Origin of the sequence: Cupriavidus plantarum (genome assembly GCF_905397285.1) — a bacterium.
Lineage (GTDB): Bacteria > Pseudomonadota > Gammaproteobacteria > Burkholderiales > Burkholderiaceae > Cupriavidus > Cupriavidus plantarum.
The window spans coordinates 1,088,376-1,104,682 of sequence record NZ_CAJPUX010000002.1 but is presented as its reverse complement, the minus strand read 5'-3'; the positions used below and the strand labels follow the sequence as shown (position 1 = coordinate 1,104,682).

The 16,307-nt window shown below is 67.6% G+C and carries 15 protein-coding genes; 4 read left to right on the top strand and 11 right to left on the bottom strand.

The genetic code is table 11. The features are described from left to right. Positions 1 to 15 precede the first annotated feature (15 nt). Together KHP16_RS13690 and KHP16_RS13685 are read left to right on the top strand one after the other, a co-directional pair. On the top strand, positions 16 to 1,044 hold the full coding sequence (locus KHP16_RS13690; protein ID WP_211960403.1) for an LLM class flavin-dependent oxidoreductase: 1,029 nt from the start codon (positions 16 to 18) through the stop codon (positions 1,042 to 1,044). Beyond that, positions 1,037 to 2,452 carry an NtaA/DmoA family FMN-dependent monooxygenase gene (locus KHP16_RS13685; RefSeq protein ID WP_211960402.1) on the top strand — a complete coding sequence of 472 codons (1,416 nt, stop codon included), beginning with the start codon at positions 1,037 to 1,039 and terminating at the stop codon, positions 2,450 to 2,452. The genes KHP16_RS13690 and KHP16_RS13685 overlap by 8 nt, the downstream gene beginning before the upstream one ends. A 1-nt stretch (position 2,453) precedes the next feature. Here the strand turns inward: KHP16_RS13685 and KHP16_RS13680 are convergent, their stop codons facing one another. Continuing rightward, positions 2,454 to 3,593: a porin gene (locus KHP16_RS13680; RefSeq protein WP_167468498.1), complete on the bottom strand. Its 1,140-nt coding sequence runs from the start codon at positions 3,591 to 3,593 to the stop codon at positions 2,454 to 2,456. 148 nt (positions 3,594 to 3,741) lie between these two features. Here KHP16_RS13680 and KHP16_RS13675 point away from each other — a divergent pair, with 148 nt between their 5' ends. Further along, entirely contained in the window at positions 3,742 to 4,467 is a 726-nt protein-coding gene (locus KHP16_RS13675; protein ID WP_211960401.1) for a MarR family winged helix-turn-helix transcriptional regulator, read from the top strand. Here the strand turns inward: KHP16_RS13675 and KHP16_RS13670 are convergent. The 10 genes from KHP16_RS13670 to KHP16_RS13625 all read right to left on the bottom strand — a co-directional run bounded on the left by KHP16_RS13670 (position 4,453) and on the right by KHP16_RS13625 (position 15,280). After that, positions 4,453 to 5,415, bottom strand: a complete 963-nt coding sequence (locus KHP16_RS13670) for a hydroxymethylglutaryl-CoA lyase (RefSeq protein WP_244835792.1) — start codon at positions 5,413 to 5,415, stop codon at positions 4,453 to 4,455. The genes KHP16_RS13675 and KHP16_RS13670 overlap by 15 nt on opposite strands. A gap of 13 nt (positions 5,416 to 5,428) precedes the next feature. After that, positions 5,429 to 7,042: an AMP-binding protein gene (locus KHP16_RS13665; RefSeq protein ID WP_211960400.1), complete on the bottom strand. Its 1,614-nt coding sequence runs from the start codon at positions 7,040 to 7,042 to the stop codon at positions 5,429 to 5,431. Next, complete coding sequence (locus KHP16_RS13660; RefSeq protein ID WP_211960399.1) at positions 7,039 to 7,833, bottom strand: enoyl-CoA hydratase/isomerase family protein; 795 nt, start codon at positions 7,831 to 7,833, stop codon at positions 7,039 to 7,041. Before KHP16_RS13660 ends, KHP16_RS13665 begins: the two co-directional genes overlap by 4 nt. 12 nt (positions 7,834 to 7,845) lie before the next feature. Further along, entirely contained in the window at positions 7,846 to 9,057 is a 1,212-nt protein-coding gene (locus tag KHP16_RS13655; RefSeq protein ID WP_109584349.1) for a CaiB/BaiF CoA transferase family protein, read from the bottom strand. Between the two features lie 6 nt (positions 9,058 to 9,063). Further along, a complete protein-coding gene (locus KHP16_RS13650) occupies positions 9,064 to 9,795 on the bottom strand; it encodes an enoyl-CoA hydratase/isomerase family protein (protein WP_115954585.1) in 732 nt (243 codons plus the stop codon). Between the two features lie 5 nt (positions 9,796 to 9,800). Further along, positions 9,801 to 10,757 carry an NAD(P)H-dependent flavin oxidoreductase gene (locus KHP16_RS13645; protein WP_211960398.1) on the bottom strand — a complete coding sequence of 319 codons (957 nt, stop codon included), beginning with the start codon at positions 10,755 to 10,757 and terminating at the stop codon, positions 9,801 to 9,803. A gap of 40 nt (positions 10,758 to 10,797) precedes the next feature. Beyond that, on the bottom strand, positions 10,798 to 11,763 hold the full coding sequence (locus KHP16_RS13640; RefSeq protein ID WP_179593634.1) for a Bug family tripartite tricarboxylate transporter substrate binding protein: 966 nt from the start codon (positions 11,761 to 11,763) through the stop codon (positions 10,798 to 10,800). 146 nt (positions 11,764 to 11,909) lie between these two features. Then, positions 11,910 to 12,695: an SDR family NAD(P)-dependent oxidoreductase gene (locus tag KHP16_RS13635; protein ID WP_109584353.1), complete on the bottom strand. Its 786-nt coding sequence runs from the start codon at positions 12,693 to 12,695 to the stop codon at positions 11,910 to 11,912. A gap of 45 nt (positions 12,696 to 12,740) precedes the next feature. Then, complete coding sequence (locus tag KHP16_RS13630; protein ID WP_179593636.1) at positions 12,741 to 13,940, bottom strand: arabinose transporter; 1,200 nt, start codon at positions 13,938 to 13,940, stop codon at positions 12,741 to 12,743. Between the two features lie 14 nt (positions 13,941 to 13,954). Next, positions 13,955 to 15,280 (bottom strand): amidohydrolase family protein, encoded by a 1,326-nt coding sequence (locus KHP16_RS13625; RefSeq protein ID WP_211960397.1) that lies wholly within the window; start codon positions 15,278 to 15,280, stop codon positions 13,955 to 13,957. Positions 15,281 to 15,404: 124 nt separating this feature from the next. Here KHP16_RS13625 and KHP16_RS13620 point away from each other — a divergent pair, with 124 nt between their 5' ends. Continuing rightward, positions 15,405 to 16,304 (top strand): LysR family transcriptional regulator, encoded by a 900-nt coding sequence (locus KHP16_RS13620; protein ID WP_115954575.1) that lies wholly within the window; start codon positions 15,405 to 15,407, stop codon positions 16,302 to 16,304. The last annotated feature ends 3 nt before the right edge of the window (positions 16,305 to 16,307 follow it).

Below are 16,307 nucleotides of genomic sequence, written 5' to 3'. Positions count from 1 at the left end.
CCCCTGGACCCTACCATGAAGCATCCTCCTGATTCATCCGGCGGGCGGCGGCCGCTCGTCGCGGGTGTCACGCTCGCCGCCCTGCGCGCCAGCGACCACGCCGCGCTACCGTTCAACCCTTTCCGGCTCGATGCGACGCTGGCGCATGTGCAAGCGCTCGAACCGCTCGGCGTCGACTTCGTGGTGCTCGAGGACTCGGCCATCGACACCGCTGGCGTGGCGGCGGGCGACGCGGCGCTCGCGCTGGAAGCGTTTACGCTCGCGGCCTATCTTGCCGTCTCCACGCGTCATATCGGGCTCGTTCCCGTCGTCAACACCAATTACACGCAACCGTTCGCGGCCGCGCGCCTGATCGCGTCGCTCGACCATGTCTGCCACGGCCGTGCGGGATGGCTCGCTGTGGCCGATGAAACCGGAAACGCCGCTGCAAACCATGCCGCCGCGCCGGCAACCGAAGCGCTGCGCCTTGCCCGCCAACGCGAGTTTATCGACGTGGTCGAGAAACTGTTCGACTCGTGGGAGCCCGGTGCATTCGTTCGCGACAAGGCCAGTGGCGACTTCGTCGACCTGAGCCGCGCGCACGTCGTCGGGCACGAGGGGCCGGCGTTTCAGGTCAAGGGCCCGCTCAATATCGCGGCATCGCCGCAGGGCCGGCCGCCGCTGCTACTTCCGGACGGCACCATCGGGACCGCGCCTTCGGCACTGGCGCTGCGGCGCGTGACGCCCTATGTGGGGGACACGCACGATGCCGCGGCCGCGCGCGTCCCCGGCGATCGGGACGACGCGTTCGCGGGCACATGGTCCGAATGGGCGGCGCATGTCGATATGCTCCGCGCACAGGGGATCGATGGCGTATGGCTGACCCCGCCGCCCGCACTCACGCGGGACGTCGTCTACCTGGCGCGCCTGCTCGAACCGTTCGGGCTCACGGAGCCGCCCGCCGCGGCGACCATGCTGACCGCGCGCCTCGGCCTGCCTCCCGCCATCAACCGGCATGCCGCGCATCGCGCCACGGCCCGCCCGACACAGGACGTCCATGCCTGACACCCGCCATCGTCAACTCCACCTCGGCCTGATGTTCTGGGCCACCGGGACCCATTCGGCAGGCTGGCGTCACCCGCTGGCGCGCGCGGATGGCGCATTCGATATCGCGTTCATCCAGCAGATCTGCCGCGATGCCGAGGCATCGTGCTTCGACTTCATCTTTCTCGGCGACCGCCTCGTCGCGGACCCCGCGCTGGCGAAAACCAATCCCGGACAGATGGCCAGGCTGGAGCCGTTCATCGCGGCAAGCGCCATCGCGGCCGCCACCGAGCGCATCGGCATCGTGGTCACGACCAATACCACGTACAGCGATCCGTTTACAGTGGCGCGCATGCTGTCGTCGCTCGACCACATCAGCGCTGGCCGCGCGTCGTGGAACATCGTCACGGGTGCCGATCCGGCCGCGGCATTGAACTTCAGCCGCGCGGCGCATTCGGACAACGAGGCCCGATACGCGCGCGCGGAAAGCTTCACGCGTCAGGTGCGCGCGCTGTGGGACAGCTGGGGGCCGGACGCATTGACCGACGATGGCGGGCAGCTAGCGATGCACAAGCAACAGATCCGCGCAGGGGGCGCCGCCCTCCCGCGCTCGCCGCAACATCATCCGATCATCCTGCATGCGGGCACCTCCGAACGCTCGCTGGACTTCGGCGCGCGTCATGCGGACGTGATCTTCACGGGCGATGCGCGGTTCGACGTGGCGCGCGACTTCTATCGCGAGGTCAAGGCACGCGCGGCCGCATATGGCCGCAACCCCGACGACCTGAAGGTCGTGCCCGGCCTGACGGTCATCGCCGAGCCGACGACCGACGCCGCCGTGGCGACGTACGACGCGCTGAATCGCCTGCTGACGCTCGACCCAGAGGACCATGCTGCCGACGGTGCCTGCCCGGCCGATGCCAGTGCCGCGGACTTCCAGTACGTCGGCATGGGGCGCGGCGCCAGACGCAACCTGTCGCTTGCCAGCGATATGCTTGGCGTCGACGTACGCGGAAATGCCTACGATGCGCTGGTGCCCGCGGATCTCGCGGCACGCGCCAGCGAGCGCGGCCGACAGATCCTTGCGTATATCACCCGGCTGACACGGCGCGACCTCGTCGCGGACGACCCCGCGCGGCGCATCACGTACCTCGATCTGATCCACGCCTCCATCGCGCAGAGCTCGGCCGTGGTCGGCAACCCGGAAGAGGTCGCCGACTACATGCAGTGGTGGTTCGAAGACGGCGCCGCGGACGGGTTCAACATCTTCATGCCGTTCCTGCCCTACGCCATGGACCGCTTCGGCGCGCTGGTCGTGCCGGAACTCCAGCGTCGCGGCATCTACCGCCGCCGCTACGCCGGCCCGCGCCTGCGCGATCATTTCCACCTTCAGCACCTGCCCGCCACGCCGTCGACGGTGGCCGCCTAGTTCAGAAGCGGTGACGCATCCCGAGGAACACGCCGATACTGTCATTGCGGCCGGCGTAGGCGCCGCTCAGGGCCGACCCTACGCGATTGTAGGAAGTGGCCAGATAGGTATCGGTGCGCTTGGAAAAGAAATAATCGCCGATCAGGAACGCCGACAGCTTGTTGCCGCTCTGGCCCGCGGGGTTGACGTCGCGCGCCGCGTCGTAGATCACCGCAGCCTTCAGGACCCATGCCTGCGTAGCCTGGTACGTGGTGCCGAACTGGAATACGTGGTCGGTGCGCGGCGCCGTGCTGCTGCCCGTGCCGGTCATGCCCGGATTGGCGTAGTACTGCGCATTGGTGCCGTAGGTTGGCAGAAAGTCCTGGCTTGCCGAAGGGGCGAATGCGCCGTCGCGGCGCGTGTACAGGTAATAGCCGTGCAGCGTGACCGGGCCGATTGCGTACGCCGCGCCCACACCGGCGTTGGTCTGCTTGTTCCGGTTCGGATCGCGCGCCTGCTGCCCCACCGCGCCGAGCACGAGCGGACCGCTCGTGTAGTTCAGGCCCGCCGAGTAGATCGCCCCCGCCGACGCCCCGCCCGCGAACTCGCCGAACGTGTACGCCGCTTCGATCTTGAGCGGTCCGACGTTCTGCTGGTACTTGAGCGAGTTGTCCATGCGCGAGCCTTCCAGCAGTTGCACCCACACATCGCTCGCGCCCGTGTTGCCCCAGCCGATCGTGTCGAACGGCAGCAGAATATCGAACGGCACGCTGTACTGGCGTCCGAACGTGATCTGGCCATAGTCGGCATTGAGCCCGACCCATGCCTGCCGGCCGAACAGACGGCCACCCTGTAGCGACACCCCGGTATCGGGGCTGAAGCCGGCCTCCAGCCGGAACACCGCCGTCGTACCGCCGCCAAGATCCTCGCTACCGAGCATGCCCCAGCGTGAACCGTTGAAAAAGCCCGGCACGATGCCGACCGCGCTGCCGCTGCGCGTGGCGCGGCCAGCCGCGTTGGTCGCCGCGATCTGGTGGGTCTGGAATGCGATGGCCGTATCGATCAGCCCGTAAAGCTGGACCGAACTTTGCGGAATCAGGGACTGCGCCTGCGCGGCCCCCGCCATCGTCAGCACGATGCCCAGCGTCGAAACCTTCTTCATTGTCTCCTCCTTGTAAATTGGTTTCGAATGTAAACCACATGATGGACAACGTAAACTATATGGTTGCGGATTCGGGTTGCCCATGTGTCTCGCCGGCGACAATGGCGTTAGAATTGTTGACAGTGACAACCATTCGGAGCCGCACCCCATGAGCGCAACGACGTCCGCGAAGACCGCGAAGACCACCAAGTCCGCCAAGTCCGCGAGCAAGACCGCCGCAGCCCCCGTCGCTGCCCCGCGCATCATCACGGACCTGCTCTCCTCGCGCCTGCACAACCTCGCCGGGCTCTCGGCGGCCAGTGCGTCGCTGCGCGTGCAACGCAAGTTCGGCCTGACGCTGCTGGAATGGCGGTCGATCGGCATGCTGGGCGCTTACGCGCCGTTGTCGCTGAAGGAGCTCGCGCGCCGCGCCGCGCTCGACAAGAGCTATGCAAGCCGTACCGTGTCGGCGTTGATCGAACGCGGATTGGTCGTCAGCGAGCGCAGCGATACCGATGCGCGCGCCGTGCTGCTGAGCCTGACCAAGGCCGGAGACGCGCTCTATCGCAAGGTGATCGTCGACGCGAACGCGCGCAACGAACGGCTGCTGCGGCCGTTGAGCCCCGAGCAGAGGAAGATGCTGATGGAGATGCTGGCGGTGCTGACCACGAGCGCGCGCGATGTGCTCGACGAAGAGCGCCGCGCGGCGGCTGGCGGCGCCACCGACGAGAGCGACGAGAGGGACGAGCGCGAAGCAGATCCGCCCGTACCGGTGGCCGGCACCACGCCGGTGGAGACCGGCGGCGGCGCGGAACTCGATCTTGCCGAGATCCGCTCGCTGGTGTCGCGGCTGAACCGGCTCGTGGGCGAGCCGGGCGGATCAGGCAGCCTGTAACGCCGCGCGCAGCGGATTGAGCCCGCTGCGCAGCACGCGACTGTGGAGCTGACGGCCAAGCACGGTTTCGCACGCGCGCCCGGCCTCGAGCATGCCGTCGAGGTCGATGCCGGTCCGCACGCCCATCGCATCGAGCAGCGCGACCCAATCCTCGGTGCAGACATTGCCCGTATGGCCGCCGCCATATTGCACCTTGGCCGGATGGCCGCCCACGCCGCCCATCGCGCAATCGAAGTGGGTCACGCCCGCCTCCAGCGCCGCCACATAGTTGACGAGCCCCGTCCCGCGCGTGTCGTGAAAATGCGCGATCGGCGTGACGTCCGGAAAGTCCCGCCGCATCTTGCGAAACAGGGCGCGCACCGTCTGCGGCGTGGCCATGCCCGTGGTATCGCCGAGCGTGACCAGCGTCACGCCGAGATCGCGGAAGCGGCCCACATCGCGTAGCACCTGCTGCGGGTCTACCGCACCCTCGAATGGGCAGCCGAACGCCACCGAGATGGTGCCAACCATGCGGAAGTTGCCGCGCGCGGCCTCGGCCATCGCGCGAACGTTCTCCCATTGATCGTCGCGACTGCGCTTGAGGTTGCGCTCGGAGTGCGAGGACGAGGCCGAGACGAGCAGGCTCACCTCGTTGGCGCCGATGCCGTCCGCGCGGTCGGCCAGCGCGCGGGACACCGCATGGCCGTTGGCGCAGGTAGCCTTGTACATGACGCCATCGCGGCGCGGCAGCGCGCGGAGCAGCGCCGTCGCGTCACCGAACTGCGGCACGACCTTCGGGTTCGAGTACGACGTGGCTTCCACGCGCGGAAACCCGATCGCGGCGAAGCGGTCGATCAGTCCGGCCTTCGTCTCGGTGGCCACGAAGTCGGGTTCATGCTGGAGTCCGTCGCGCGCGAAGCATTCGCAAAGGACGACTTCGATGTCGTGCAGATGGATGTCTGGTGTCATGGCCTTGCCTCGATCAAAGTCCAAAGCGCGCCATCGCATGCTCGCGCAGCTTGTTCTTCTGTACCTTGCCGCTCGCGGTCATTCCGATGCGCTCGAAATCCACCACGACATCGGCATAGCGCGGCGTCCGGAAATTGGCCATGCGCGGCTTGCACCAGCCAAGCAATGCCTCGGCATCGAGCGTCATGCCCGGCTTGAGCGTGACGAATGCGGCCGGCACTTCGCCGAGGCGCGCATCCGGCACGCCGACGACCTGTGCCGATGCGACAGCCGGATGCGACAGCAACACCTGCTCCACCTCGGCCGGCGCGACGTTCTCTCCGCCGACGCGAAACACATCCTTGAGCCGGCCGACCAGACGCAGGCGGCCGTCGGCACGCAGCGCACCCAGGTCGCCGGTGCGCAGCCAGCCGTCGTGGGTGAATACCTTGGCGTTCGCCTCGGGCTGCTTGTAGTAGCCGCGCATCACGCCCCAGCCGTTCACCTGAATCTCCCCCACCTCGTCCGTCGCACAGACGGCCCCGGTAACGTCATCGACGATACGCACGCCCACGCCGTCGTGCGGCAGCGCGAAGCCGCCCACACGCAATGCCTCGTCATCGCGCCAGTCGTTGAGCACGACGTTGGGCGACGCTTCGGACAGGCCATAAGCCCAGCAGATGCGCGCGATGCCCATCTCGTCGATGATCTTCCGCATCGTATCGGGACCTGCCGCGGCCCAGCCGCCGCGCAGATGCAGGCGTGAGCGGTCGAAGGTTTCGTGCGAGATCAGCAGCTGGAACAGCGTTTCGTTGCCCGAGATAAACGTGCAGCGCGCCTGATCGAGCATCCGCAGCGCGGCGCCCGCCTCAAACGTGGGCAGCGTGGCGATGCTCGCGCCCGCGCAGAGCGCACACAGCAGCGACAGCGTGGAGCCCGCCACGTGAAAGAACGGGCGGCAGTTGAAATAGCAGTCGGCCGGACCGATGCCGAGGCGCTGGCCTACCGCCGTCGCGTTGCGCAGCATATTGTCGTGCGTGAGCATCACCCCCTTCGGATGCGCGGTGGTACCCGAGGTGAACTGGATCAGCAGCAGATCGTCGGCAACCACGGCCTGCATCGCGGCATCGAGTTCGTCGTCGGAGACCACGTCGCCATCGGCCAGGAACGCCTCCCATCCGAGGCCCCCGCGCGGCACGTCGTCGCCGATCACCACCACATGGCCGAGCAGCGGCAGCAACTGGCCCGGCAGCGCGCAATCGACGGCGGGCTCGGCCTCGCGTAGGTACCCCACGAAGTCGATCTTGAGAAAGCGATCGGCCAGAATCAGCAGCCGCACATCCGATTGCCGCAGGCAATAGCCGATCTCTTCGGCCTTGAAACGCGTGTTGACGGGCACCGTGACCGCGCCGATCATCGCCGCGCCATAGAAACTGGCGACCCAATGTTCGTCGTTGCCGCACAGCAGCCCGACAAAGTCGCCGCGCCGAATGCCGCGCGCGAGCAAGGCGCGAGCGACGCGGCGAGCCTGGATCTCCAGCTGGCGCCACATGGTCGCGCCGGAAGGCGTGACGAGCGCGCGCTGCGTGCCGCGCTGGCTGGCCTGCAGCGCCAGCACGGCGGACAGGGTACGGGGTTCCCAGCTCATGCCTTGCCTCCCTCTGACTGACCGGTACTGCTGAATCCGCTGATGCCCGAGCGCCAGTCGGAGCGTGACAGATTCTCTTCGATGGCCAGCAGTTCCTCGGCTAGCGCACCGCGCGGACCGAGCTCGATGCCACGGTCGATGCAACGCTTGGCCAGCCGCATGCCCAGCGGCGGCGCCTTGGCGATGGAGGCGGCCATGCTTGCCACCTCCGCCTCGATACCGTCGCGCGCGACGATGCGCGTGACGAGGCCCACTTCCAGTGCGTCCGCGGCGGTCAGCCGGCGGCCCGTGAACATCATGTCCTTCGCCAGCCGCTTGCCGACGATGCGCGCAAGCCGTTGCGTCGCGCCCACGGTGCCCCATTGCGCCTCCGGCGTCCAGAACGCGGCATCCGGCGTGGCGATGGCAAAGTCGCAGGCAGCGGTGATCTCCACGCCCGATCCGGCCGCAGCGCCTTCGACCACGGCGATCGTTGGCATCCGCAAGGCTTCCAGTGCGTCATAGGCAAAGAAGCCGCGCATGCGGCGGGCGAGCACCTGCGCCTCGTCCATCGTCTTGCGTTCCTTGAGGTCCGCGCCCGCGCAGAACGCGGGACCGGCGCCACGCACGAGTACGACGCGTACGCCGGGGTCGGCTGCCGCGGTGGCGGCGGCGCGCTGAAGGCCTTCGCACATGGCGAGGTTCAATGCGTTGCGGTTCTCGGGCCGGTTCAGCGTGATGGTGGCGATGCCGGCATCGACGGCATACAGCACCGGCGGCGCTCCAGCGGCGGATAAGGTGGTGTCGGTCATGATATGTCCTGCTCAGATTGCCTTCGCCTCGCGCAGGGCGAGCACGCGTTCCGCGTCCATACCCAGCCGCTCGCGCAGCACGGTTTCGGTATGCTCGCCAAGCAGCGGCGGCCGCCCAACGAGGGGGTCGTCCCACCCGTCGAACCGTAGCGGCACCGGCAGCGCCGGAAACGTGCCGATCTCCGGGTGATCGAAATGCGCGACCATGCCGCGCGCCTGGACGTGCGGATCGGTGAGGACTTCGTCGACCGCGTTGATCGGGCCTGCCGGAACGCCCGCCGCATCCATCGCATCGCACAAGGCGTCGCGGTCCCACGAGGCGATAGCCTTGGTCAGATGCCGCATGACTTCGTCGCGGTGCGCCACGCGGCCCGCATTGGTCTGCAACGCGGGATCGGCGCCCCATGCTTCTATACCAAGCACGCCGCACAACGGCGTCCAGTGCTGGTCGCTCGCGGTGACATGGAGCCAGCGGCCACCTTGCGCCTGAAAGCTTGCCGACGGCACCCGGCCCGGATGCTCGGTGCCCAGGCGCGGCGGTACCTCGTTCAGCGCAAACCAGCGCGCGGCCGCCAGCGTGAGCAGGCTGACCTGCGCGTCGAACATGGACAGATCGATATGACACCCCTGCCCCGTCGCGCTGCGCCCCTCCAGCGCCGACAGCAGCGCGATGGCGGCCCACAGCCCCGACGTCAGATCCGCGACGGGCAGGCCCGGCTTGACCGGTCCGCCCTCGCGCTCGCCAGTCAGGCTCATGATGCCGCCCATCGCCTGAAACACCGTGTCGTACCCCTTGCGCGAGGCATAGGGCCCAGTCTGGCCGAACCCTGTGCATGACAGGTAGACAAGTTTCGGGTTGATCTCGCGCAACCTGTCCGCGTCGAGGCCGTAGCGCTTGAGCGTGCCGACGGGAAAGTTCTCGATCACCACATCTACGCCGGCGGCGAGATCGCGCACGATCTGCTGGCCCTGCTCGCTGCGCAGATTGACCGTGATCGACTGCTTGCTGCGGTTGAACGCCATGTAGTACGCGCTCTCGCTGCCGCGATGGCCGGCGTCCTTCCCTGCCACGCGCGGCTCGAAGCTGCGCGTTTCGTCCCCTGTGCCGGGCTGCTCCACCTTGATGACGTTCGCGCCGAGCTCGGCGAGAATCATCGAGGCGAACGGACAGGCGAGGACCCGCGACAGGTCGAGAATGGTGATGTGTTCGAGTGGCCTGGCCATGGCGCGTTACCGTTCCATCCGCACGAAGCTGCGCATGCGCTTGTTGGCTTCCCGACCCACTTCGAGGCCCTGCGCAAGCGGCAGATCGACGACCTCGTGAAACGTCTTCTTGGTGGTCGCCATCGCGGCACGGCTGACGGCGGCCATGCGAGTGGCCATTGCCATCGCTTCGTCCATCAGCGCGGCATCGTCATGGACCGCGTTGACCATGCCAAGCTCGAGCGCACGATCCGCATCGATAGTCTCGCCCGTGGCCACGAGGTGGAACGCCGCCTTGCGGCCGATCTGGCGCGTGAGGTTCGGCAGCACGATGGCCGCGACGATCCCGTGCTTGACCTCCGGATAGCCGAGGCGCGCCGAGCGGCCCGCGATGGCGAGATCGCAGGCGATGGCCAGGCCCGCGCCGCCCCCCATCGCAAACCCGTTGATCGCCGCGATAACGGGCTTGCTCATACGCGATACGCTCAGGTGCAATTGCATCGTGAGTTCCGCGCGCTCTTCCACACGCGACATCTGGTCGGGTGTCAGATCCTTGAACTCGGTGATATCGGCGCCCGCGCAGAATGCGGCGCCGTTGCCGGTAAGCACCACCACATGCACGGTGTCGTCGGCTTCGGCAGCGGCCAGCGCATCGACGAGCCCGCGGGTCAGCGCGTTGTTGAGCGCATTGCGCTTCTCAGGCCGGTTCATGCGCAGCACGCGGACCTGACCTACGTCTTCGATCAGCAGTTCGTTCATTGTGATTACCTCGATAATCCTGCAATGTTCGCCATCGCCTCGTGCGTCTCCGCCACGATGCGCTCGACCAGAGTCGCCGCCGGCACCAGTTCGTCGATCAGCGCAGCGCTTTGGCCGGCTTCGACCTTGCCCTGTTCCACGTCCCCATCGACGGCGGCCATGCGTAGCGTGCGACTGCCGAACAGCGCCTCGAGCGCTTCACGCGGTTGTCCTTCCCGCTCGGCGGCCTCGTATTCGGCCGTGAACGCGTTACGCACGGCGCGAATGGGCAAGCCGCGCCAGCCCACGAGCGTGGTGTCGCCGACGCCCGCGCCAAGGACCTTGTCCTTGTAGGCATCGTGCAGCGAGGCCTCGGGCGTCAGCAGGAAGCGCGTCCCCAGCTGTGCCGCATCGGCACCGAGGCACAGTACGGCCGCGACACCGGCGCCGTCGGCGATGCCGCCGCCCGCGACGATCGGCAGGTTCACCGCCCGTGCGATCAGGCGCACGAGTACCAGCGTGCTCGTGCCGCTCGGCGGCGGGTGGCCGCCGGCTTCGCCCCCGACCACCACAAGGCCATCGACCCCCGCGTCGGCGGCCTTCCGCGCGTGGTCGGGGTGGGCGACGACATGCAGCCATTTGACGCCGGCGGCCTGAAAGCGCGCGACATGCTCGCGCGGGCTGCCCTGAGAGGCGATCAGCACGGGGACGCGTTCGTCGAGCACGATCTGCAGATGCTCGGCCGCGCGCTTGTTGTATAACGCGACGTTGACCGCGAACGGCGCGTCGGTGATCTCGCGCACTTCGCGGATCGCCTGGCGCAGGTCGTCTGGACGCATCGGTCCCGCGGCGATCACGCCCAGGCCGCCGGCCTTCGATACCTCACCGGCGAGCCGGGAACTGGAGGAGGCCCAGCTCATGCCGGCCTGAATGATCGGGTAGCGGATCCCGAGCAGTTCGGTGATGCGCGTCTTGAAACTCATGTATCGGTCCCTCTGGATTTCCGTGTAGAAACGTGTGACGCTATTCCGCGGTGATGCCGGCCGCCTTGATGATCGGACCCCAACGCCCCTGTTCGGCTTTGACCTGATTGCGATACGCATCGGGCGTGCTGGACTGCGCGATGCCGCCCTGCTCGGCGAATTTCTCCACGACATCGGGCGTCCGCAGCGCGGCGGTAGCCGCGTCCACGATCTTCGCGGCGATATCGTTGGGCAGACCGTGCGGCGCCACGATGCCGTAGGCGCCGGCCGCCAGGACCTTCGGCAGACCCACGTCGGCCGCGGTCGGCACGTCGGGCAACGCGGCAAGCCGCTTGCTGTCGGTGACCATCAGGCCGCGCAGCTTGCCGGCCTTGATCAGATGGGCCACGGCGGGGACTTCGGCGATGAACATGTCCACCTGACCGCCAATCAGGTCCTGCACGGCGGGCGCCCCGCCCTTGTACGGCACGTGACGCAGCCTGATACCGGCCTCTCGCTGGAACAGTGCGCCCACCACATGGGTACTGCTCCCCACGCCGGCGGATGCGACGGTGTATTTCTCCGGCTCGCGCTTCGCGGCAGCCATGAGGTCGGCGGCGGTCTTGAATGGGGAGCTCGCGCTGACGACGAGCAGGTTCGGCGTCGATACCATCGTCGTGAGGTACGTGAGGTCCTTCAGCGGATCGAACGGCATCTTCGGCGAGATGAATGGCGCGTAAACCATCGCGCCCGTGCCGGCCATGCCCAACGTGTAACCGTCAGATGCGGCGCGTGTGACGCCCGATATCCCGACGAGGCCGCCCGCACCGGGGCGGTTCTCTACCACGATGGTCTGCCCGAGCTTCGTGCCCATCGATTTCGCCAGTGTCCGCGCCATGACATCGGCGGGACCGCCAGCGGCGAAAGGCACGATCAGGACGATCGGCTTCTCGGGATAAGCCGCTCTCGCCGACCCAAAGGCCAGCAAGGCGGCCACGCACAACATGCCCCTCATCACGCGCAACATCTTGTCTCCTTCGTCTTGTACTGCTTGTTGTTGGTGGACACTGTATTGGATATCGTTGTGTTTGTCCACTAGTTATACGTACGACGCTGGAAGGGCAGTGCGCGATGAGGTGCTGGCCGGCATGGAATCCTTCCGGCCTTGAGCGTTCAAGCCGGTGGCACTTCCACGCCCGACAGTTCGGCGCACGTTTCCAGCAGGCGCCGTTGCAGGACGGGGTCGTGAGCCTGCGGATTCGCGGCCATGCGTTTGAGGTGATAGAAGTACTCGCCGCTGACGCGGGCGCGCGGGTCGTCGCTTGTGGCTAGCCATGCCTGCGTCAGATGGGCCTGCTGCATGTCGTCCGGCGCGCCGGGACCGCCCATGCGCGTGGGCACCCAGCCGGGTTCGAGCGCGTTCGACAGAACGTCGGGCCAGCGTTTGGCGATGGCAAAGGCGAGTAGCGTGTCGTGCAACTTGCTTTCCGCGTAGGCCGTCGCGCCGTTCCAGCGGCGCTGCTGCCACAGGATATCGCCGAGGTTGGCGTCCGCGTCGTGGTGCATGCCTGAGCTGAGGTAGACGAGGCGCGATGGACGGTGGATCAGCGCGGTGAGGATGTAGGCCGATAGTGTGTTGATGGCGAACAGGTGTGGCAGGCCGTCTGACGTCTTTCGGTATGGCTCGCGGTAGCCGACGGCGGCATTGTGGATCACCGCGTCGAACGCGCCGCGTTCGTTGACGTGTTCGTTGACCTGCTCGGCGACGTGCCTCGCGCCGGCGATGGTTTCCAGGTCGCCGGTGACGACGGCTTCCGCCGATGGCAGCGCGGCGGCGGCGTCTTTGGCGCGGGCGGCATCGCGGGCGTGGAGGACCACGCTATGGCCGTCCGCCGCGAGTTTTTTGGCGGCCATCAGGCCCAGGCCTGTGGAGGAGCCGGAGATGAAGACGCGGGACATGTTTTGCTCCTTCGCTAAGACAGATTCATGGAGATTAGCTGGCGCTCAGTGCTGCTGCCTGCTGGCGGCGAAGACGAGCGCGCCGCCTAGCGCCGCGCATGCCGCGCCGCACAGGTAGACCGCCGCGTAGCCTGCTCGGGCCGCGATCATGCCGGCAAGCGGACCCGAGACGCCGTATGCAATGTCGAGGAACGCGACGAACGCGCCCATCGCGCTGCCTCGGTTGGCGGGCGGCACGCGCTTGAGGGCTTCCACGCCGAGGGCCGGGAAGATCAGCGCGCAGCCGAGCCCCGTCACCAGCGCGCCAGCCAGCGCCATCGCTTCCTGCGTGGCGGCCCACACCATCAGTTGGCCGCCGGCTTCGATGGCGAGCGAGCATAGCGCCACCCGGTAGCCGCCGATCTTGTCGGGCAGGTGGCCCGCCACGAGGCGCACCGCGATGAAGCCGATGCCAAAGGCGGTCATGACGAGGCCCGCATTGCCCCAGTGGCGGGCCGCGAAGTACAGCGACGCGAATGCCGTGAGCCCCGCGAGGCCTACGCCCTGCAGCATCAAACCCAGCCCTTCGCGCCAGATCTGCGCGATCACGCGACGGAATGGCAAGCGCTGGCCGCCGGCCGCGTGATAAGGGCGTGCGGCGACGGCGATGGCGGCGGCCACCGCGGGTGCCGCCGCGCAGGCGGCCATTGCGGTCTGGAAGCCCCATTGCTGGTAGAGCGCCATGCCGGCCGGCGCCCCGATGGCCAGGGCGGCGAACATCGCGATGCCCGTCCACGACATCGACAGGCCCGCGCGCTGCGCGCCGACCGAGGCGATCGACCATGAGACGCAGCCCGTGACGAACTGGCTCTCGCCGAACCCCGCCGCGAGCCGGCCGGTTGCGATGATCGCGAGGCTCGCGGCCGGGGTCAGCGCGGGCAGCGCCGCCGCGGCGTACAGCAGGCCGCCCAACGCGCAGAACGCCGCGCCCTGCAGCGCCGCGCGCTTGCCGCCCTTCCGGTCCGCGACCGCGCCCGCGTAGCCCCGCGTCAGCACCGTGGCGAGAAACTGAATGCCGATGACGAGGCCTACGATGACGTTGCTGAAGCCGAGCTTGTCGTGCACGAACAGCGGCATGACGGGCAGCGGCAGGCCCACAGCGAGGTAGCCGGCGAACAGCGCGGCGATGACGGCCACGGATGGCCGGCGGAGATGCCCCGCCGCGGGCGCCGTGCCGCGTGCGGGTTCGATGATCGATGTCGGCATGACGGACTCCCCCCTCAAGCGCTGGCGAACAGCGACGTCCGGTAGCCGCTCGCATCCAGCAGGTAATCGCGCGACGCAATCGCTTCGGATTGGAGTTTCGCGACATCGACATCGATGAGCCGGCCGCCCTGCTTTCGCAGCTTCCCGGCGACCATCACCGTATCGACGTCCGAGCGTTCGACCGCCTGCACGATGGTGCCCACCGCGTCCGCCACGGGGAACACGGCGACCCCGTCTGTCCGGACCATGATGATGTCCGCCTGCTTCCCCGGCGTCAGCGAGCCAATCGCATGGGACAGGCCCGCCGCCCGCGCGCCGTTGACCGTCGCGGATTCCAGCACGGCCTGCACCGAGATCGGCGCGGGCACGTCGGCCTCGCCTCGAAAGCGGCGATAGCGCATGGCCGAGCGCTGCTGTCCGAACAGCGCATGCATCTCCCCGAACAGGTCGCTGCCGAACGCCGTATCGAGGTCGATGCCAATGGCGGGCTTGAGCCCGAGATCGACAGCCTGCTGCCACGCAAACCGGTCGTCGTCGAAGCCGAACAAGGCATCCGACCGCGGATTAATGGTCACGTTGACGCCCGCCGCGGCCAGCAGTTGCCATGTCTCGGCCGGCAATCGCGTGCAGTGGTTGAAGATGTTGTGCGCGCCGAGCACCCCCGGCGCCGCGAACTCCGGCCCGAGCTTCGCAAGGTCGCCGATGAATTCGGTCAGGATCCGCATGTCGAGCCGCCGCGCGGCCTGCCACCATTCGAGGTTGAACTGCCCGAACAGCCCCACCTGCACACGGCTCCCCATCCCGTTCCAACGCCGGGCCAGCCGCTCGAGATCGTGCGGCAGATGCGCATTGGAGGCGCGCTTGTCCATCGCCGCGCCGACCATATGCAGCGCGCGGATGCCAGACGCTTCCAGTGCATCGAGCGCGGCATCGGTATGCAGCGGGCTGCGCGAACTGTGGCAGGCGTCGATGATCGTCGTGATGCCAGCATCGAGCGAGGCCACGGCGGTCAGCCGCGTGCTCGCATACATGTCCTCGGGGCGATAGTGCACGCCGAGCGTTTCGGCGGCGACGTCGATATAGGCGAACAGGTCGTCCACGTTCGGCATCAGGCGGCGCATGACGCCAAGCCACGCATGGTGGTGCGCGTCGATCAGCCCCGGCATGACGATGGTCCCCGTGGCGTCGATGACCCGCGCGTCGGCCGAGACGATCTCCTCGCCGACCATCGCGATGCGGTCATCCTCGACGAGGACGTCGCCCACGGCGAGATTGGGAACATTGGCATCCATCGTGAGGACGGTGCCGCCTTTGAACAGCGTGCGTTGGATATGGGACATGGTTGCGCTCCAGCGAATGGTTTCGGTAAGCCGGCACCCGGTGCGGGCGTCGTTGGAGCCAAGATTAGGGTTCGGATGACTTTTGATTAAGATAGGGGCTCTCAAATCATCTTTGCGAAAAGTCATGAATCCACGCGCGGGTGTGTTGTCGGGGATGAGCGTGCTGGCCGCCGTGGTCGAGACCGGCAGCTTCACGCGGGCAAGCGAGGTGCTAGGCCTATCGGCATCGGGGGTGAGCCGCGCGGTCTCGCGGCTCGAAGAGCGAATCGGCGTGCGGTTGCTCGACCGCACCACGCGCGCGCTGCATCTGACGAGCGAAGGCGCGCGCCTCTACGAACTGGCCGCGCCGCATCTGTCCGGTATCGAGGAAGCCGCGAACGCGGTGTCCGGCGCCGCCACGAACGTGCGGGGGGCGTTGCGTGTGAGCCTGAATCCGATCTTCGCGCGGCACGTGCTGGCCCCCGCATTGGGAAGATTCACGCAGCGCTACCCGGAAGTGGAACTGACGACGGTGACGTTGCCCGACTCCTCCGACCTCGTCGCCGCCGGTGTCGATATGGCGGTGCGCTTCGGCCAGCCGCGATCGTCGGGCATGACGTCGCGCAAGCTGCTCGACACACGGGTGCTCACGGTGGCATCGCCCGCCTACCTCCGCCAGTACGGACAGCCGAAGACGCCGCGCAAGCTCGTCGAGCACGATTGCATCCAGTTCATCGATCCGCAACGCGGCAAGCCGTTCGAATGGCTGTTCATGCGCGGCAAGGAGACCATCACGGTCGAGACAAAGGGCCGGCTGACCCTGTCGGATGGCGATACGCTGATCGGTGCGTGCCTGGCGGGCGCCGGCATCGCGCAGGTGCTCGCGCTGAGCGTGCAGCCGCTGATGACCAGCGGCGCGCTCGTGGATCTGTTTCCGGACTGGCCGGGCGAGACGTTTCCGCTCTATATCGTGCGGCCCTCGCGCCGGTTGCCGCCCGCGGCGGTCGAGGCGTTTCTCGACTTCTGCCTCGACCTGTGCGCCTGACGC

Excerpts from the sequence above, each read along its gene's own strand:
- KHP16_RS13690 (WP_211960403.1), top strand. The coding sequence starts at position 16 with ATGAAGCATCCTCCTGATTCATCCGGCGGGCGGCGGCCGCTCGTCGCG.
- KHP16_RS13685 (WP_211960402.1), top strand. The coding sequence starts at position 1,037 with ATGCCTGACACCCGCCATCGTCAACTCCACCTCGGCCTGATGTTCTGG.
- KHP16_RS13680 (WP_167468498.1), bottom strand. The coding sequence starts at position 3,593 with ATGAAGAAGGTTTCGACGCTGGGCATCGTGCTGACGATGGCGGGGGCC.
- KHP16_RS13675 (WP_211960401.1), top strand. The coding sequence starts at position 3,742 with ATGAGCGCAACGACGTCCGCGAAGACCGCGAAGACCACCAAGTCCGCC.
- KHP16_RS13670 (WP_244835792.1), bottom strand. The coding sequence starts at position 5,415 with ATGACACCAGACATCCATCTGCACGACATCGAAGTCGTCCTTTGCGAA.
- KHP16_RS13665 (WP_211960400.1), bottom strand. The coding sequence starts at position 7,042 with ATGAGCTGGGAACCCCGTACCCTGTCCGCCGTGCTGGCGCTGCAGGCC.
- KHP16_RS13660 (WP_211960399.1), bottom strand. The coding sequence starts at position 7,833 with ATGACCGACACCACCTTATCCGCCGCTGGAGCGCCGCCGGTGCTGTAT.
- KHP16_RS13655 (WP_109584349.1), bottom strand. The coding sequence starts at position 9,057 with ATGGCCAGGCCACTCGAACACATCACCATTCTCGACCTGTCGCGGGTC.
- KHP16_RS13650 (WP_115954585.1), bottom strand. The coding sequence starts at position 9,795 with ATGAACGAACTGCTGATCGAAGACGTAGGTCAGGTCCGCGTGCTGCGC.
- KHP16_RS13645 (WP_211960398.1), bottom strand. The coding sequence starts at position 10,757 with ATGAGTTTCAAGACGCGCATCACCGAACTGCTCGGGATCCGCTACCCG.
- KHP16_RS13640 (WP_179593634.1), bottom strand. The coding sequence starts at position 11,763 with ATGTTGCGCGTGATGAGGGGCATGTTGTGCGTGGCCGCCTTGCTGGCC.
- KHP16_RS13635 (WP_109584353.1), bottom strand. The coding sequence starts at position 12,695 with ATGTCCCGCGTCTTCATCTCCGGCTCCTCCACAGGCCTGGGCCTGATG.
- KHP16_RS13630 (WP_179593636.1), bottom strand. The coding sequence starts at position 13,940 with ATGCCGACATCGATCATCGAACCCGCACGCGGCACGGCGCCCGCGGCG.
- KHP16_RS13625 (WP_211960397.1), bottom strand. The coding sequence starts at position 15,280 with ATGTCCCATATCCAACGCACGCTGTTCAAAGGCGGCACCGTCCTCACG.
- KHP16_RS13620 (WP_115954575.1), top strand. The coding sequence starts at position 15,405 with ATGAATCCACGCGCGGGTGTGTTGTCGGGGATGAGCGTGCTGGCCGCC.